Raw genomic sequence first — 16,679 nt, 5'->3', positions numbered from 1 at the left:
ATCTACGTATAGTTGGGGAATGCCGAACAAGACGATTTACGTATCCGATGATGACCTGAAGCTGTTTCAGCGCGCGCAGGAGCTGGTGGGGGGCAATCTGTCGGGCGCGATCGTGACGGCACTGCGGCGCTTCATCGAGCTCGAGGAGGGCCGGCAACAGGGCTACGACGAGGTGGTCCTGAAGGTGGGCAAGGACGGCACCCGGCAGGTCCGGTTCTCCGGCACCCTGCTCACCCACTGGCACCAGATGGCCAACGAGCGTATCGAGGACATCCGGGTGTACCGCACCCGCAAGGGCGCGTATGCGGTGCACAGCCACTTCTCCAACTGGTCGGAGTTTCCGACCGACACCAATTGGCGCCAGTGGCGTCGCTTCCTCGGTCTGGGCGAACAGGATTGGGGTGATTTCACCCTCGACGTCTACGACACCATCCAGGACCTGGAGGGCAAGATTCCCGATCGCCTCTACGCCCGCGTCGTGGACGCCACCGAGCACTCGCAGGTCGAGGACCTCGATATCTGATCGAAAAACCCGGTAGCACAACTGAATAACCGACCCACGGGAACTTTGATCGCAAGCCTCGGCGGTCACGGCCTGGATGACGTATGCATTCATGCCTATCTATTGATGAAAGGAAAGACGTGTACAACGACCCTGCGCCGGCAGCCATCGCGGTCACCGGCCTCTGCAAATCCTTCGGTGAGCACATCGTGCTCGACCGCATCGACTTCACCGTCCCGGAGGGCAGCGTCTTCTCGCTGCTCGGACCCAATGGCGCGGGCAAGACCACCACGGTCGAGATCCTGTCCACCCTGAAACACGCCGATGGCGGCGAGATCAGCGTCGGCGGTTTCGATCCCGCCACCCAGCCCGACGGCGTGCGCTCGATCATCGGGGTCACCGGCCAGTTCTCGGCCGTGGACGAACTGCTCACCGGCCGCGAGAACCTCATCCTCATGGGCGATCTGCACCACCTGCCGCGTGCCGAAAGCCGCAGGCTGGCAGCGGAACTGCTGGCCACCTTCGATCTGGAGGAGGCCGCCGACAAGATCGCGTCGAGCTACTCCGGCGGCATGACCCGCCGCCTGGACCTGGCCATGACCCTGGTCGGAGATCCGCGCATCATCTTCCTGGACGAGCCCACCGTGGGTCTGGATCCGCGCAGCCGCCGCGGCATGTGGGACATCATCCGCGACCTCACCGCGCGGGGCGTCACCATCTTCCTCACCACCCAGTACCTGGAAGAGGCCGACCAGCTGGCCGACCGCATCGCCGTCCTGCACCAGGGGCAACTGGTCGCCCAGGGCACCGCCGATCAGCTCAAGCGCATGGTGCCCGGCGGCTACATCCGCCTGGACTTCGGCGAGCGTGCCGAATTCGAGTCCGCCGCACGGCTTTTCGGTGATGCCGCGCAGGTCAACGGTGACCTCACACTGGCCGTTCCGAGCGACGGCGCGGTGCGCTCGGTCCGCGAGGTGATCGACCGCCTCGACGCGGCCCGGGTGGAACCCGCGGGCCTGTCCGTGCACACCCCCGACCTCGACGACGTCTTCCTGGCCCTCACCGGCGGTCACGCTCCGGAGAAGGAGACCTCCGAATGAAGATCGCATCGCGTAGCGATTCCATCAGGGGTGGCGGTGGGGTGACAAGCGGGCCAACGCTGACCACGTCGTTCGCCGACTCGAAGACCATGCTGCGCCGGAATCTGGTGCACGCCAAGCGGTATCCCGGCATGACCTTCTCCCTGATCATCATGCCGGTGTTCCTGCTGCTGCTGTTCGACTACGTGTTCGGCGGTGCGCTGAAGTCGGCCACCGGCGGCCGGTACATCGACTACCTGACGCCCGGCATGATGCTCATCATCCCGGCGTACATGGTCGCGGGCGTCGCGGTCGGCATGGCCACCGATATGACCAAGGGCATCATCAATCGCTTTCGCACCATGCACTTCTCGCACGCCTCGGTGCTCACCGGGCAGGTGGTCGGCACCCTGATCCAGGGCATGCTGGGCGTGGTCGCCATGACGCTGATGGCCGTCGCCATCGGCTTCCGGCCGCACGCCAACGTGGTGGAATGGCTGGCGGCCCTCGGGCTCATCGGCCTGACCGTCTTCGCGCTGAACTGGCTCGGCGTCGGCTTCGGCCTGATCGCCCAGACCCCGGAGAGCGCGTCCAATATGCCCATGCCGATTCTGTTCCTGCCCTTCCTGGGCAGCGGCCTGGTGCCGACCGACACCATGCCGGCCGGTGTGAAGCAGTTCGCCGAGTATCAGCCCTTCACCCCGATCACCGAGACCCTGCGCGGGCTGCTGATGGGCGGGCCGATCGGGCACAACGGCATCCTGGCCATCGGCTGGTGCGTGGTGATCGGCGTATTCGGATACGTCTGGTCCACTACGACTTTCCGGCGCAAGACCCGGTAGCCACGGTGCCGGACGGCGCGCTCCCACGCGGGGCGCGCCGTTCGCGCGTGGTCAGATGCCTGCCGCCAGCAGGATTTTCCCGGATCCGTTGCGAATCTCGACCGTCTTCAACTGTTCCGGCGACACCGAGGTGGTGCCATCCGGAGTCAGCGTCTGCCCGGGCTTGACCGTCCACTCGGCGAGCTTGGACTGCACGCCGTCGTTGCGGGTCACCCACAGCGACAGCGTCCACACGTACTCCTCGTCCGAGGGCGGGTACTGGCACCACATGTCCACCCGGGTCTGGCCGTTGATCGACATCACCTTGAAGGTGGCCTGGATCGGGGTGTCGGTCTGCGGCTTCAGCGGGCCCTGCGCCACCACCTGCTGCACGAAGGACGGGCCCTCGTGCTGGGCGAGGGTGGCGGTCACCGGGATCGCGATGGTCACCGCCGCGGCCGCCGCCGCCACTGCTCCGCCGATCGCTTCCCATCGCCCCCGGCGCCGCCGTTTGGCGGTCTGCGCCGCCAGGGCCGGCAGCAGCCGATCGGGCGGCGGCGGCACGGTGGAAGGCGGATCGTCCTGCGCCGCAATCGACAGTGCGGTCTCGGCATCCACCAGGGCCAGCAGGCCGGGCAGTCCGGCCAGTTTCGACACGGCCGCCCGGCAGGATTCGCATCCGGTCAGATGCTCCTCGTACTCGCGGCGGTCGTCCCGGGCGAGAGCGCCGAGCACATACGCGCCGTCCCAGGTGGCATAGCCATCGCACAGTTCATGGCCCTCGGTCATCTCGTCACCCCCATTTCCTGCAACACCAATCGCAATGCCCGCATGCCGTAGTGCATCCGGGACTTGACCGTGCCCTCCGGGATCTCGAGTTCCTCCGCAATCTGGTGCGTGGACAGGCCCCGGTAGTAGGCACGGACGATTACGTCACGGTGATCGATGCTCAGCCGCGCCAGTGCATCCGCCACCAGCCACCCGTCCAGCGCCCGATCCGTCTTGTCCGGTTCGGGTACCTCCGGCGGGTGATCGGTCCGGAATTCGCGCCGGCTGCGTGCGCTGCGATGCTCGTCCACGGCCAGATTACGGGCGACCTTGAACAGCCAGGCCCGCGCCGAACTGGTGGACTGGTCCAGCACATTGGGCCGCTGCCAGGCGCGCAGCAGGGTCTCCTGCACGATGTCCTCGGCCCGGCCCGGATCCCCGACCAACCCGTAGGTGTACCGCCACAGTGCTGCCGCGTGCTCGTCGTACAGCGCGCGGAGCAAGGCCGCCTGGTCCTCCGGCATCGCTCACCTCCGCATCGATCACGACACAGATGTCCCGACGGTTCAGTTGCGTTCGAGCTCGATGGGATGGGTGGCCAGCAGGGACAGCGGCAGCGGCTGGCGGCGCAGGACGTGGGCCCAGAGGTCGACGCGGCCCGCCAGCGGGTCGGTGGGCAGGGCGGACAGGACGATCCAATCGCCGCGATCCAGTTCGCCTTCCAGCTGCCCGAAGGTCCAGCCGGCGTAGCCCGCGAAGACCCGGATGCCCTCCACCAGACCCTCGATGCGGTCCGGATCGGAATCCAGGTCCACCAGGGCCACCCGGCCGTCGACCCGGCGCACGCCGGCCAGCCCGGCGATGGACGCACCCACCTTGATGGTGGCCAGGCACAGCGCCGCATCGCGTTTCACGGGGCCACCGATGTAGAGCGCGCGGGGACCGGCGGCCAGCTCCGACCAGTTGGGGAGCACGTCGTGCAAGGCGGTGTCACTGGGCTTGTTGAGGACGACGCCCCAGGTGCCGCCGTCATTGTGTTCGAGGATGTAGACCACCGACCGCCGGAACGACGGCTCGGTCAGATCGGTCGCGGACACCAGCAGGGTCCCTGGTCGAACCACCTGGTCCTCATGCCGGAATTCGCGTCGAGAACGGTCACCGTGTTCCTCTGCGCGTGCCACTCAGTCATCATCGCACTGAGACAGGCCAATTGCTGTGTTTAATTGCCCGCCGCTTCGCTCCGGGCGGGTTCGCGGCCCCGAGGTCTCGATTCTTCCCTCCTCCGCTCCTCCAAGGCGCAGGTCTATGGAGCCGTTCGCTTCCCGTTCCAAGGCGGAGGTCGATTCCAGCCGCAGTCCAGAATCGAGACGGCCGGGAACCTTTGGGTGGCTGGCCTATCGGGTGCGTGATTAGGGTGTGCGGTATGGAACGCCCCGAAGTCGTCCTCGAGAACAGCGACGCCGTGTACGACTTCTACCGTGACCACCAGCAGAACCTGCTGAAGGCACGGGCGGCCTACTGGCTGCTGGGTCGTCGCTATCGGCCCCGGGTGACCTACGCGGACGGGGCGCGGGACCGGCTGCAGGAGCTCATCTCCCAGCGGCGACCGCTGCTCATCGCGGTGAACCACCTCTCCCAGCTGGATCCGTACACGGTCGGCGCCGCGGCCTGGCGCAGCGTGCTGCGGCCGGTCATCGGGCACACCCGGGTGCTGGCCAAGGACGAGCTGTTCACCGAGACCAAGCTGCGCGAGCGCATCGACATGATGGGCGGCATCCCGGTGTTCCGGGGCAAGGACCACGGCCTGCGCGCGGTGAACGCGGCCGGGCAGCGCATGATCGACATCTGCGCCGAGCGCATGGCGCGCGGCGACGGGGTGGCGGTGTTCCCGGAGGGCACCTGCAACGACGTGGACCCCACCCAGGTGCAGACGGTCGGAACCGGCATCGGGCACATCGCCTTCCGTGCCAGGAAGCTCGGGGCGGAACCGGTGCTGGTGAGCCTGGGTCTGAGTTACGGCCCGCGGCTGGATCCCGCGGTGGAACCCACCAAGGAGGAAGCGCGCTCGGCCAGCTTCTACTTCGGCATGCCGGTGGCGGAGCTGCCCACCAAACCCGCCGAGATCACGCGGGTGGTGCGCGAAGAACTGCAGAACGCGCTGGACGGCGCGGTCAAGGCGTACTGACCGGCGGTCACTGCTGGGGCAGGCCGAGCCTTTCCCTCGACCACTGCGGCACCAAAGCCAGGTACGCGGGCCGGGATTCGACGAAATGGTGCACCATCGGGCACAGCGGCAGGATCCCCAACCCGTCGTCGCGGGTCTGGTCCAGCGCGCCCTGCACGATCTTGCGTCCGTACCCCAGGCCCTCGAACTGCGGATAGACCTCGGTGTGCACGAAGGCCCGCTCCTCGGCGGTGTCCTGGTACGCCGCGACCCCGGCGAGGTATCCGTCGACGTACAGCTCGAACCGATCCAGCGCGGCGTTCTTGCGCACCTCGACCGACTCACTCGACATGGGTGCGACGTTAGTTGTCCCGTGGCGGCTATTTGTCCCTTTGGCCGAACGGTGGCGTCCCGGGTGTCGTTTCCCACATCGGAGATCAAAATGTATGGATGACGAACCCACCCCTGCGCCGGGTGCTGTTGGCCCCGGACAAGTTCAAGGGCTCCCTGAGCGCCACACAGGTGGCGGAAGCGCTGGCCGTGGGGATCACCCGCGCCGCCCCCGGTGCCGCGGTGCGGCGGACGCCTGTCGCCGACGGCGGGGACGGGACGGTCGACGCCTTCGTGGCGGCGGGCTGGGAGCGGGTGGAGGTCGAGAGTTACGGGCCGACGCTCGCGCCGGTGACCACCTCGTACGCGGTCCGCGGGCGGGTGGCCGTGGTGGAGCTGGCCGCGGTCAGCGGCCTCGCGAAACTCCCCGGCGGACAGCCCGATCCGCTGCACGCCAGCACCTACGGGGTGGGGGACGTGATCGGGGACGCGCTCGATCGGGGAGCGCGCGACATCGTGCTCGGGCTGGGCGGGAGCGCCTCGACCGACGGCGGGGCGGGCCTGCTGCAGGCGCTCGGACTGCGCATCCTCGACGCCGACGGGAACGAATTGCCCTGCGGCGGAGCGGCACTCGCGCGCGCGGTGCGGGTGGATCGCGATGATCTGCACCCCGGGCTGGCCGATGCGACGGTGACGCTGGCCAGCGATGTGGACAATCCGCTGCTCGGCGCGGATGGCGCGGCCGCGATCTACGCGCCGCAGAAGGGCGCGGATCCCGGGCAGGTCGCCACTCTCGAAGCGGCACTGAAGAATTGGGCCGCCGTGCTGGGCCCGGAATGGGCCGACAAACCGGGTGCGGGCGCGGCCGGGGGCACCGGCTTCGGGGCGCTGGCGGCACTGGGCGCGCGGATGCGCTCGGGCATCGAGCTGGTTCTCGACCTGATCGATTTCCGGGCCGGGCTGGCGGACGCGGATCTGGTCGTCACCGGGGAAGGCTCGCTGGACACCCAGAGCCTGTCCGGCAAGGCCCCGATCGGGGTCTGTCGCGCGGCGCTGGCGGCGGACGTGCCGGTGGTCGCGGTGGCGGGCCGGGTCCTGCTCACCCCGGAGCAGGTTCGGGAGGCCGGATTCGCCACCGCCTACGCGCTGTCCGAGCTGGAGCCCGATCCGGCCCGCAGCATGGCGAACGCCGCCGCCCTGCTGGAACGGATCGGGGAGCGGATCGCGGAGTCCTAGGTGGCCGGGGTGAGCGCGCGGCCGGGAATCCGGTTCCGATTGCGGTCGCCCCACTCCTCCAGCGGCCGCAGCGCCGCGCTGAGTTCCCAGCCCAGCTCGGTGAGCGAATACTCCACGCGCGGTGGCACTTCCGGGTAGATCTCGCGGTGCACGATGCCGCTGGCCTCCAGCTGCCGCAGGTTCTCCGCCAGCACCTTCTCGCTGACACCGGTCAGCAGCCGCCGGATCTGCCCGAACCGCTGCGGTCCCTCGGCCAGCACCCACATCAGGTGCATCTTCCATTTGCCGCCGACCGCCTCGATGGCCACGGACATGCCGCACACCTCGTGATCCGCGTCACCGCCGGTACTCATCGCGCCCTCCTGACCAGATTTCGAACCTTCGGGTAAGCAACCCCACACACAGGTGCGGTCTTCCCGAGGCTACCGATCCCGGCCACCATCGATTCCGGCGCGCCAGTCCCGAACAGTCGAAATCGAAGGGGATACACCATGTCTGATCTGCGTCGATCCGTCACCGTCATAGGTCTGGGCCCGATGGGGCGGGCCATGGTCGCGGCGTTCCTGAAGGCCGGAGTCGAGGTCACCGTCTGGAACCGCAGTCCGGAGAAGGCCGACGCCATGGTCCAGCTCGGGGCCCGGCGGGCGGCCACCGTCGCCGAGGCGCTCGATGCCAATGCGGTGGTCGTGCTCAGCCTCACCCACTATGCCGCCATGTACGACGTGCTGGGGCCGGCCGCGGATCGCCTGCGCGGCAAGGTGATCGCCAATCTCTCCTCGGATTCGCCCGGGCAGGCCCGCCGGGGTGCGGCGTGGTTGCGGCAGCACGGCGCCGAATTCCTTTCCGGCGGTGTGATGTCGGTGGGCGACAATATCGAACACCCGGCGTCCTACATCTTCTACAGCGGCCCGCGTGCGGTCTTCGGCGCGCACGCCGAACTGCTGCGCCCGCTGAGCCCGCAGGAGTACCTGGGCCCGGATGACGGACTGGCACAGGTCTTCTACCAGGGCCTGCTCACCGTCTTCCATCCCTGGCTGCTGGCCTTCGACCAGGCCACGGCCATGATCGCGCGCTCCGGCCACGACATCGCGCAGTTCGTACCGTTCGCGGTGCGCTCCAGCGCCGCCTTCCCGTACTTCATGGAGCAGTTCTCGGTGGAGAACCAGAACGGCGGCTGGGCCGATGTGGCCGGACTGCGCATGATGGACGCGGGCGCGCAGCACATCATCGACGCCAGTGCGGAGGTCGGCGTCGACGCCACCCTCTCGCACACGGCGCAGGCGTTCTGGCGCCGGGCCGTCGCCGCCAGCGCGGCGGCGGGCCGGGCGGTGTCGACCTTCGAACTCATGGGCGCGATTTCCGAGAATTCCTGAGCCGCACGGGAATCAGGCGGTCTCGGAGCCGATGCGAGGGAAGGGCGTGGTGGAGAAGATGATCTCCACCGGCACCTCGAAGTACTGCGCGAGCCGCAGCGCCAGGTGCAGGCTCGGGCTGTATTCGCCGCGTTCCAGATAGCCGACGGTCTGGTAGTGCACGCCCAGCGCCTCGGCCAGCTGCCGGCGCGAGATGCCGCGCTCGGCGCGCAGCATCGCGATCCGGTTGTAGATGACCTCGCTAGTAGGCACGCGCCATGGCCCTCTCGCGACGGGCCGCCACCGCGGCCCCGGATTCGCGACGGGCCATGCGGCGCAACACGATCGGTGCGAGCAGGATGCCCGCCACCGCCCAGGCGCCCAGCACCGCCACGGTTTCCGGGTGCCGCCACGAGTGCGTCAGCTCCACCATGGCCGCGCCGTCGGGCAGCATGGCCGAACGCATGCCCAGACCCATCCAGTAGATGGGGAACGCCTGGGCAATGGCCTGCAGCCAGCCCGGCAGGCCGGTGAGGGGATAGAAGATTCCGGAGATCGCCACCAGACCCATGATGGGGAACGAGATGAATCCGATGCTGCGCGGGCTGTCGAACGCCGACCCCACGATCGCGCCCAGCGGCAGACAGGCCAGCAGGCCGAGCACCAGAATGCCGATCAGCGTGGCCCACGCGCCGACGCTGTCCAGGCTCACCCCGCCGATGGTGAGCAGCCCGAACCCGAGGATCAGCGCCACCTGGACCACGGTGACGCCGGAGACCGCGACGATCTTGCCGATCAGGTAGCCCAGCATGCCGTTGGGGGTCGCCTTGGCGCGCAGCAGGGTTCCGTCCTCGCGATCCAAGGCCAGGCCCTGGGCCACGCCGAACATGCCGGTGAACGCCACCAGCATGCCGAGCACGCTGGGCAGCGCCAGCGCGCCCAGGCCGACGCCGCTGCCCTGGAAGTCGCCGTGGCGCATGAAGAACACCGCGATCATGGTGGCCACGGGCCAGAAGAACTGCGAGAAGATGTCCATCCCATTGGTGAGGGTCTGGATCAGCTCGATGCGGCCGCGCCGGAAACCGGCCCGCACCGCGACGGTCGTCGGATTCATCGGACTTCCTCCAGGCTGCGCACTTCGGTGTCACCCTGGCCGGATTCGAAGCGCTGCACCAGGGTCATGTAGGTGTCCTCGAGCGAGGCGCGCCGCACCTCCAGCTCCTCGACCGACTCGCCGTACTGCTGGAACAGCTCGTAGACGAACTTGGTGGACTCGGTGGTGGTGTGCACGAAGCGCTGCCCGTCGCGGGTCCATTTCACCTCGGCCTCACCGGCGATGCGCCGGGAGAGCTGATCGGCCGACCCGTCGGCGATGATGCGCCCGCCGGCCAGGATGAGGATGCGGTCGGCCAGCTTCTCCGCCTCGTCCAGGTCGTGGGTGGTGAGCAGGATGGTGGTGTGGTCGTCGTCGGCGAGCCGGTGCACCAGGTCGTGGAATTCGCGGCGGGCCTGCGGATCGAAACCCGCGGTCGGCTCGTCCAGGAACAGCAGTTCCGGGCGGCCGACAATGCCGATGGCCACGTCCAGGCGGCGGCGCTGGCCGCCGGAGAGGGTCATCACCTTGGCGTCCGCGTGCTCGGTGAGGCCCACCGCGGCGATGAGTTCGTCTGTGTTCCAGGGCCGTTGGATGTCGGCCGTGGCGTAGGGCGCGTAGAAGATGCCCAGGTAGTCCAGCAGCTCCCGCACCCGCCACTTGCCGTGATCGCGCCAGGACTGCAGCACCACGCCCAGGCGGGCCCGCCAGGCCTCGTCGCCGTGCGCCGGGTCCGCGCCGAGCACCTCGACCCGGCCCGCCGAGCGCATGCGGAAGCCCTCCAGGATCTCGATGGTGGTGGTCTTTCCCGCGCCGTTCGGGCCGAGCAGCGTCAGCACCTCGCCGCGGTGTGCCTGGAAGCTGACGTCCTGCAGGACATCGCGGGTGCCGTAGCGCATCCGCAGGTTCTCGACGTCGAGTACGACGTCCTCACCGACCGACATGTCACCCCTCCGTAGTAGAAGCCGGATCGGATGTAGCATATCTACTACATTTTGAGGTGGACAAGCTATTTATCCGAAGACGCAGAGGGGCCCGGCTCTCGATGAGCCGGGCCCCTCTGCGGGTTTCGGGGCCGAGCCCCGAGCGTCGATCCGTCAGCGGACGCAGAGAAATTCGATCGCGGCCGCGTAACCGTGGATGCCCATCCCCGCGATCACCGCGGTGGCGATGGGGGAGACGTAGGAGTGGTGCCGGAACTCCTCGCGGGCATGCACATTGCTGATGTGCACCTCCACGATCGGCACCTCCGGAATCACCAGCGCGTCGCGCAGCGCCACCGAGGTGTGGGTGAATCCGCCCGGATTGATGACGATCCCCGCCTCCACCCCGCGCGCGGCGTGGATCCGGTCGATCAGCGCGCCTTCGTGATTGGACTGGAACGCCACGATCTCCCGGTCGAAACGCGCCGCGGTCTTGCGGCACAGTTCGACCACGTCGTCGAGGGTGTCGGCCCCGTACACCTCGGGCTGGCGGGTGCCGAGCATGTTCAGGTTCGGGCCGTTGAGCACCAGGATCGGACCGGAAGCAGCCATGCGCCCACTGTATTAGAGGCCGCTCGGTCCCTCCGTGCGCAGGTCGTCGACTTTGCGCATGGCCGTGCGCAATTCCGCGAGCCACTCCTCGGCGTGCTTGCCGGCCAGCTTGACCGTCCAGGCCAGCGCGTCGGAGCGGGAGCGGGCCACGCCGGCGTCGACGAGGGTGTCGAGCACCTTGCGCTCGGGCTGGCGCAACCGGGTCATGACCGGAACGGCCAGGTGGGTGAACATGATTCGCTCGCCGTCCACCAGCACGCCCCAGGCGACATTGCGGCCGTAGCGGGCCTGGGCCTCCTGGGCGATCTGCATGCGGGCGGGGCGGGTGGTCTCCCGGAAGCGGGCGATGATGCCCTCGCGGGTGGCCTGCGGGACGCCGGCCGGTGCCGCGTCCTCGGCGGGAGCGTCTGCGCCCGGGGCGGGTTCGGCTGGGGGGAGGGGGAGTTCGCCGAGGACGACGATTTCGTCGCGATCGACCTCGAGGGTTGCGGGACCGGTGTACCAGTCGGCTGGCAATCGTCCAGCGAACCAGGCGGGAGCGTCGGAGGCGTCGGGAAGGTCGGCCTGCTGCCAGCCGCCGGTGCGCCCGAAACCGTGTCCACGATGTCCGTGTCTCATGTTGGTCACACTCACTTACTGCCAAGAGTTGTAATGCTGATTACAACGTTACGTCGTTTCAACGCGAGTGGGTTCTGCTCTGGGAGAACGAGGTTCGGCGGCTTCGCCGAGGCAGGCGCAAAACGCCGTCACCAGTAAGAACCGGACGGTCTGCCAAGTCTCGGATACGCCAGGGCTGTAACCGACCGGTGATCATGTAAGTGGTCACTGCTGACCGATTTCGGCACTATGGTGGTGCTCGATGCAAGTGCGCCTGGTGGGATGGTGAAGCCGCGGGCGTTCGCCGCGCGGTACCGTGAACCTGTTGCTGATGTGGCCAGAGTGAAGAGTGGGCGATATGGATGTGTGGGGATCCCGCCGCTTCCGGGTACGGGGTGCGATCGCACTCGCGGGTGTGGCAGCCGTCGCGATCGCGATGGGGTCATGTGGTTTTCGGGAGCGGTCGACGGGTGCGGAGGCAGTGGTCGAAGAGTTCACCACGCTGATCGACAAGAAGGACTATGACGGGGCGTCACGGCTGACCTCCTACCCGGCGGGTGCTTCGGCAACGCTGAAGCAAGTCTTCGAGGGACTCGACCCGGGCAAGCCCGACTACCACGTGACCCAGTTCACCGGACTGAACGGTACGACCGGACTCTTCTCCATGACCGGCGCCTGGAACTTCGGCAACAAGCGGGACTGGAAATACGACCTGCAGGGCACCGTCCGCAAACTCAGTGTGGGCTGGCGCATCTCGTGGGATCCGGCCATGATCATGCCGCAGCTGGACGCCAAGCGCAGCGCCAAGCTGGTGCGCACCTTCGCCACCCCCTCACCCCGGGTGAACGACATCGTCGGCCAGCCGCTCATGACCGAGCAGACCATCAATGTGGTCCAGCTGGACCCGGCCAAGATCACCGACCCGGTCGCCTCCACCAATGCGCTGGCCGCCGCCATCGCCCCGGTCGCGCCGCTCATCGACGGACCGGCGCTGATGCAGCAGCTCGCGGCCTCGCAGGGCAAGCCCTTCGTCGCGGTCAATCTGCGTGACGGCGACTTCAATATCCTCGAGCCGCGCATGGCGCCGATCCCGGGTGTGGTGCTGCTGAAGCAGCCGAAGCTCATCTCCGCGGACCGCCGGGTCTGGTCGCCCATGCTCGACGCGCTCACCAAGGTGTGGCTGGACGATCGCGACGCGCACTCCGGCTGGGGTGTGCAATTGTTCGAGCCCGACGGCAGGTTGGTCACCCAGCTGGCCGGCGAGCAGGGCCCGCCCGGGCCCGACATTCCGGCGACCATGGACCAGCGCCTGCAGCGCGCCGCCGAGGACGCCGCGGTGAGCACCGGCTCGCCCACCTCCATCGTGGCCATCCAGCCCTCCAGCGGGGCCCTGGTCGCGGTGGCCCAGAACAGTCAGGCCAGTGAGCACGGCAATATCGCCTTCACTGGGCAGTACCCGGTCGGCGGCATGATCGAGCTGTTCAAGAACGTCGCCGCGGTGACCAAACACAAAGCGCCGCAGGATGTCTCGGTCGGCGACGCGGCGGACGCGGCCAGCCTGCTCGGCATCGGCATCGACTTCAAGGTGCCCGGTCTGGACGAGACGACCGGCCGGCTGCCCACCGGCAAGAACGCCGCCGAGAACGTGGGTCGCGGCAATGCCGCCGACTCACTGCTGGCCAGCCCGTGGGGCATGGCCATCGCGGCGGCCGCCATCGCCAAGGGGCAGGTGCCCAAGCCGATGATCACCATCGGCCAGCCCGCCACCACCGAGGCCGACCTGGCCGCACTGCCCGGCGAGGCCACCGACCGGCTGCGCGGCATGCTGCACGACGGGGTCGGCGCGCCGGAGATGGCCAGCCTCAACAGATATCGCGATGTGCAGGCCTACGGGGCCACCACCGGCAACAACGCCTGGCTCATCGCCACCATGGGAGACCTGGCCTTCGCCATCCACATCGACGATCCGGACAGCGGGGATCTCACCGCGCGGGTGGCGGCGCGCCTGATGCAGTCGCTGGCCTCGCCCGACTAGCGACTGACAGAGAGTGCGGCACCTACCGTCATCGAGAGCGCAGTACCTGCACGGCGGCGCGCCAGCCGATCAGGAACAGGGCCAGGAAGGTCGCGGCCACCAGGAAGAAGCTGACGGCGAGGCCCTGACCGGACGCGGCACGGAGCAGCATGCCGCCGACCAGGGTGCTCAGCCACACGATCACGCCGGTCGGCCACACCGCGCGGCCGTCGAAACGTCGTGCCGCGCTCACCCCCTCCCGCCCCGTCGCCACGGCCAGCGCGATCACCCAGCCCAGCAGCAACCCCGTGCCGAACGGCCAGAAGGTGCGCAGCAGCCCCGCGCCGATCGCCTCGTCGTGACTGCGCCGCCCGATCGCACAGAACACGACCACGAGGGCGACATCGACGACGAGGGGCACGAGTTTCTTCACGCGGCACAGGGTATCGGGCATCCCGGGAGTGCCCGTGCAGGGACACTCCACTCTGGCCGGTCACGCCGGAGGGGGTGGATCAGGCCGACGCTGCGTCCGGATCGGCCGGCGGGTTGGTCCGGCGCCGGTCGGTGACCAGCGAATTGCCGCGCTCCTCGAATTCCTTCTCGAGCTCGGCGTCGTCGGCCTGCGGCTTGCGGTACAGGAAGAGGAAGACGATCCAGCCGACGATCGCCACCAGGATGAAGCTGATCAGCCGGTAGAGGAACGCCGCCGCCACGGCCTGCGCGGCCGGCAGCCCGGCCGCCGCGGTCAGCGAGTAGATGAGGGTGGCGTCCACGTAGACGATGCCGCCCGGCGCCAAAGGAATGGTGCCCACGGCCTTTCCGGCCGCGAACGCCAGCATGAGCCCGGCCCAGCGCGGATCCGCGCCCACCGCGTAGCAGGCGAAACCCAGACAGGCCACATCGGCGAGCCGGTGCACGAGCGCCCACACCGCCACCCATGCGCCATCCCGTTTGCCCAGATCCACCGACTCCAGCTGGGTCAGGATCTCGGCCACCTTCTCCATGCCGGCGTCGGCGGGCTTGCGCCGAATCCGATTGACCAGGTGCAGGATTCGCTGCGCCAGCGCCTGCACCCCGCCCGGGTGGCGGGAGACGTAGTTGAAGGTCCAGATCAGCAGGGCGACGGTGCCCAGCGTCAGGATCACCTTGCCGGGGCCGACCCGGTCCCCGGACAGCACCGTGCCGAACAGGCCCAGCAGCGTCAGTCCGGCCGCCGCGACCACGCCCGACATCACCAGCTGCCAGGACGCCACGATCGGGCTGGCGCCCCAGCGCCGGGTCTGCCGATAGGTGAAGGCCGCCGAGAACACCTGGCCCGCGGGCAGCGTCAGCGACATGCCGGTGGAGCCGTACACCACCGACACCGATTTCCGCTGGCTCACCTCGACGCCGCCGGCGTGCAGCAGCTGTTTCTGGATGCGACCGAAGCCACTCATGGAAAACGCCGCCATGACGATGCAGGCGGCGACCCATCCCCAGTGGATTTCGGTGAGGTTCTTCCAGGATTCGTGCAGGCGCGGATATAGATATATGCCTTCGGAAATCAGCAACGCCGCGAGCGCGGCGCCGAGAACCCATTTGGCCCACCAGAACCTGCCACGGTGCGAGTCATCCGCGGGCGGCGCAGGATCGCCGGCCAGCTCACCATGGGCCGTCACGCCGTCAGCCTAACGAACTCGCCGCCGCCTCGTCTGCATCAGCCGGGTCGGTGCTCTCCCGCGGCCAGGCCAGCCGGGTTTTCCGGCGGCGCCCGCGCAGCTGCACCTCTTCGCCGGTCTGCCAATGCCGCTGCTCGTTCTCATCGGCGAAGAACAGGGCGCTCGACGAGGTCAGGACGCGTTCCGGGCGGTCCTTGGCGAGTTCGGTCAGGCGCGACGCCTCGTTCACCGGATCACCGATCACGGTGTATTCGAAACGATTTGCGCCACCGATATTCCCGGCCACCGCCAGTCCCGCGGAGACACCGATTCCGATATCCAGCCCGGCCACCTCGCGCAGGGCTTCGCGCAGCTCACGGGCCGCGGCTAGGGCCGCGGTCGGTGCGTCGGGGCGGTCCAGCGGGGCGCCGAAGATGGCCAGCGCGGCATCGCCCATGAATTTGTTGATGAGCCCGTGGTTGCGGTCGATGACATCCACCACCACGCGGAAGAACTCGTTGAGCAGACTGACCACTTCGGTCGGCGGGCGTTCCGCGGCGGTCGCGGTCGAACCGACCATATCCACGAACAACACCGCCACGAATCGGGTTTCACCACCGAGTTCGGTGCCGTACTCCAACGCTCGGCGCGCCACGTCCTCACCGACATGCTGACCGAACAATTCCTGCAGTTCCCGGCGTTTGGCGGCCTCACCCATCATTCGGTTGAAGCCAACCTGCAGCAGCCCGATTTCCGAACCGTCGAAAACTTCCACCCGCACATCCCGCGCACCCTCCTGCACGCGGTCGATGGCCTGGCTGAGCTGGCGAATCGGATCGGAAATGGAAGAGCCGGTGAGCATGGAAAGCGCCAGCGCCTGCATGATCACCACACCGCACAACAGCAGAATCGAGACGGCCAGCGACTGCGCGGAAAACTGGACGCGAGAAGAAATCTGGGTGACACACAGCAGCACGATGGCAATCGTCGGCGCGAAGGTGCCCATGCCCCAGGTCATGGCCATCCGGGTGCCGACGCCCGCGGTCAGGGTGTGGTCGAAGGCCCCCGTGGTCAGCGCCTCGGCCGCGACCGGCCGCAGGATCCGCTCGCCCAGCATGTAGGTGAAGCCGAAAACGATGGTGGCGGCCATACATTCGGTGACGATCACCGCCGCGGCCAGCTCGGGGGTCCGCACGATGATGACCGAGGCCAGCACGCCACCGCCGATCAGCCACAGCACCAGATGCACGATGGCCTGCCGCAGCGGGGCGTGCAGCGCCGCCATCTGCTCCTGCCGAGACGGCGGCCCGCCGCGCATCTGCCACCGCATGACCGGCCGCAGCATGAGCGCCGACGCGGTCACGCTCAGGAACCCGCCGATCACGAAGACCAGGCCCGGGATCAGCAGCCCGGTCTGCCGGGTCGCGCTGGTCCCGCCCTCCGGAACCGGCAGCCCGTACTGAATGAAGGCCCACACCAGGACAGCGCCGAAGGCGTTGGCCGCCAGCATCGAAGCCAAGTACAGCGGCCAGCGGGTATGCATGGTCTGTT

At 68.3% G+C, this 16,679-nt stretch carries 20 protein-coding genes; 7 read left to right on the top strand and 13 right to left on the bottom strand.

The window, feature by feature from the left end:
• Positions 1-19: 19 nt before the first annotated feature.
• The 3 genes from ACQP1O_RS41795 to ACQP1O_RS41785 all read left to right on the top strand — a co-directional run bounded on the left by ACQP1O_RS41795 (position 20) and on the right by ACQP1O_RS41785 (position 2,423).
• Positions 20-523, top strand: a complete 504-nt coding sequence (locus tag ACQP1O_RS41795; RefSeq protein ID WP_433563754.1) for an EXLDI protein — start codon at positions 20-22, stop codon at positions 521-523.
• An 83-nt stretch (positions 524-606) separates the two neighbouring features.
• Positions 607-1,602, top strand: coding sequence for an ATP-binding cassette domain-containing protein (locus ACQP1O_RS41790; RefSeq protein ID WP_433563753.1), 996 nt, complete (start codon positions 607-609; stop codon positions 1,600-1,602).
• An 89-nt stretch (positions 1,603-1,691) separates the two neighbouring features.
• Positions 1,692-2,423: an ABC transporter permease gene (locus ACQP1O_RS41785; RefSeq protein WP_433567978.1), complete on the top strand. Its 732-nt coding sequence runs from the start codon at positions 1,692-1,694 to the stop codon at positions 2,421-2,423.
• A 51-nt stretch (positions 2,424-2,474) separates the two neighbouring features.
• Here ACQP1O_RS41785 and ACQP1O_RS41780 read toward each other — a convergent pair whose 3' ends face one another.
• The 3 genes from ACQP1O_RS41780 to ACQP1O_RS41770 are packed head-to-tail and all read right to left on the bottom strand — an operon-like array spanning position 2,475 to position 4,351.
• A complete protein-coding gene (locus ACQP1O_RS41780) occupies positions 2,475-3,191 on the bottom strand; it encodes a zf-HC2 domain-containing protein (RefSeq protein ID WP_433563752.1) in 717 nt (238 codons plus the stop codon).
• Entirely contained in the window at positions 3,188-3,694 is a 507-nt protein-coding gene (locus ACQP1O_RS41775; RefSeq protein ID WP_433563751.1) for a sigma-70 family RNA polymerase sigma factor, read from the bottom strand. The genes ACQP1O_RS41780 and ACQP1O_RS41775 overlap by 4 nt, the downstream gene beginning before the upstream one ends.
• Before the next feature lie 42 nt (positions 3,695-3,736).
• Positions 3,737-4,351: a YqgE/AlgH family protein gene (locus ACQP1O_RS41770; protein ID WP_433563750.1), complete on the bottom strand. Its 615-nt coding sequence runs from the start codon at positions 4,349-4,351 to the stop codon at positions 3,737-3,739.
• A 242-nt stretch (positions 4,352-4,593) separates the two neighbouring features.
• Here ACQP1O_RS41770 and ACQP1O_RS41765 point away from each other — a divergent pair, with 242 nt between their 5' ends.
• Positions 4,594-5,355: a lysophospholipid acyltransferase family protein gene (locus tag ACQP1O_RS41765; protein WP_433563749.1), complete on the top strand. Its 762-nt coding sequence runs from the start codon at positions 4,594-4,596 to the stop codon at positions 5,353-5,355.
• A gap of 7 nt (positions 5,356-5,362) precedes the next feature.
• Here the strand turns inward: ACQP1O_RS41765 and ACQP1O_RS41760 are convergent, their stop codons facing one another.
• Complete coding sequence (locus ACQP1O_RS41760) at positions 5,363-5,686, bottom strand: GNAT family N-acetyltransferase (RefSeq protein ID WP_433563748.1); 324 nt, start codon at positions 5,684-5,686, stop codon at positions 5,363-5,365.
• Between the two features lie 98 nt (positions 5,687-5,784).
• Between ACQP1O_RS41760 and ACQP1O_RS41755 the strand changes: the two genes are divergently transcribed.
• Positions 5,785-6,900 carry a glycerate kinase gene (locus ACQP1O_RS41755; RefSeq protein WP_433563747.1) on the top strand — a complete coding sequence of 372 codons (1,116 nt, stop codon included), beginning with the start codon at positions 5,785-5,787 and terminating at the stop codon, positions 6,898-6,900.
• Here the strand turns inward: ACQP1O_RS41755 and ACQP1O_RS41750 are convergent.
• The gene (locus ACQP1O_RS41750; protein WP_379384231.1) at positions 6,897-7,253 is read right to left on the bottom strand and encodes a winged helix-turn-helix transcriptional regulator; all 357 of its coding nucleotides are present in this window, start codon (positions 7,251-7,253) and stop codon (positions 6,897-6,899) included. The genes ACQP1O_RS41755 and ACQP1O_RS41750 overlap by 4 nt on opposite strands.
• A gap of 138 nt (positions 7,254-7,391) precedes the next feature.
• Here ACQP1O_RS41750 and ACQP1O_RS41745 point away from each other — a divergent pair, with 138 nt between their 5' ends.
• Positions 7,392-8,273 carry an NAD(P)-dependent oxidoreductase gene (locus ACQP1O_RS41745; RefSeq protein ID WP_433563746.1) on the top strand — a complete coding sequence of 294 codons (882 nt, stop codon included), beginning with the start codon at positions 7,392-7,394 and terminating at the stop codon, positions 8,271-8,273.
• A 12-nt stretch (positions 8,274-8,285) separates the two neighbouring features.
• Here the strand turns inward: ACQP1O_RS41745 and ACQP1O_RS41740 are convergent, their stop codons facing one another.
• From ACQP1O_RS41740 to ACQP1O_RS41720, 5 genes are all read right to left on the bottom strand, one after another.
• Positions 8,286-8,489: a helix-turn-helix transcriptional regulator gene (locus ACQP1O_RS41740; protein WP_040862409.1), complete on the bottom strand. Its 204-nt coding sequence runs from the start codon at positions 8,487-8,489 to the stop codon at positions 8,286-8,288.
• Positions 8,490-8,514: 25 nt separating this feature from the next.
• A complete protein-coding gene (locus ACQP1O_RS41735; RefSeq protein WP_433563745.1) occupies positions 8,515-9,366 on the bottom strand; it encodes an ABC transporter permease in 852 nt (283 codons plus the stop codon).
• Complete coding sequence (locus tag ACQP1O_RS41730) at positions 9,363-10,289, bottom strand: ABC transporter ATP-binding protein (protein ID WP_433563744.1); 927 nt, start codon at positions 10,287-10,289, stop codon at positions 9,363-9,365. The genes ACQP1O_RS41735 and ACQP1O_RS41730 overlap by 4 nt, the downstream gene beginning before the upstream one ends.
• 153 nt (positions 10,290-10,442) lie before the next feature.
• Positions 10,443-10,880, bottom strand: a complete 438-nt coding sequence (gene aroQ / locus ACQP1O_RS41725; RefSeq protein WP_433563743.1) for a type II 3-dehydroquinate dehydratase — start codon at positions 10,878-10,880, stop codon at positions 10,443-10,445.
• 12 nt (positions 10,881-10,892) lie between these two features.
• A complete protein-coding gene (locus ACQP1O_RS41720) occupies positions 10,893-11,498 on the bottom strand; it encodes a hypothetical protein (protein ID WP_433563742.1) in 606 nt (201 codons plus the stop codon).
• Positions 11,499-11,958: 460 nt separating this feature from the next.
• Here ACQP1O_RS41720 and ACQP1O_RS41715 point away from each other — a divergent pair, with 460 nt between their 5' ends.
• Positions 11,959-13,512 carry an NTF2-like N-terminal transpeptidase domain-containing protein gene (locus tag ACQP1O_RS41715; protein WP_433563741.1) on the top strand — a complete coding sequence of 518 codons (1,554 nt, stop codon included), beginning with the start codon at positions 11,959-11,961 and terminating at the stop codon, positions 13,510-13,512.
• 28 nt (positions 13,513-13,540) lie between these two features.
• On the opposite strand, the gene ACQP1O_RS41710 is transcribed toward ACQP1O_RS41715, so the two are convergent.
• The 3 genes from ACQP1O_RS41710 to ACQP1O_RS41700 all read right to left on the bottom strand — a co-directional run bounded on the left by ACQP1O_RS41710 (position 13,541) and on the right by ACQP1O_RS41700 (position 16,671).
• On the bottom strand, positions 13,541-13,924 hold the full coding sequence (locus ACQP1O_RS41710) for a DUF3054 domain-containing protein (protein ID WP_433563740.1): 384 nt from the start codon (positions 13,922-13,924) through the stop codon (positions 13,541-13,543).
• 79 nt (positions 13,925-14,003) lie between these two features.
• Entirely contained in the window at positions 14,004-15,149 is a 1,146-nt protein-coding gene (locus tag ACQP1O_RS41705) for a lysylphosphatidylglycerol synthase transmembrane domain-containing protein (protein WP_433563739.1), read from the bottom strand.
• 4 nt (positions 15,150-15,153) lie between these two features.
• Positions 15,154-16,671, bottom strand: coding sequence for an adenylate/guanylate cyclase domain-containing protein (locus ACQP1O_RS41700; protein ID WP_433567977.1), 1,518 nt, complete (start codon positions 16,669-16,671; stop codon positions 15,154-15,156).
• Positions 16,672-16,679: the final 8 nt, after the last annotated feature.

The sequence above is a fragment of the Nocardia sp. CA-151230 genome, from assembly GCF_050942175.1.
In the GTDB taxonomy this organism is placed as follows: domain Bacteria; phylum Actinomycetota; class Actinomycetes; order Mycobacteriales; family Mycobacteriaceae; genus Nocardia.
Note: the sequence above shows the minus strand (reverse complement) of the source record. Positions and strands in the feature narration are given on the sequence as shown.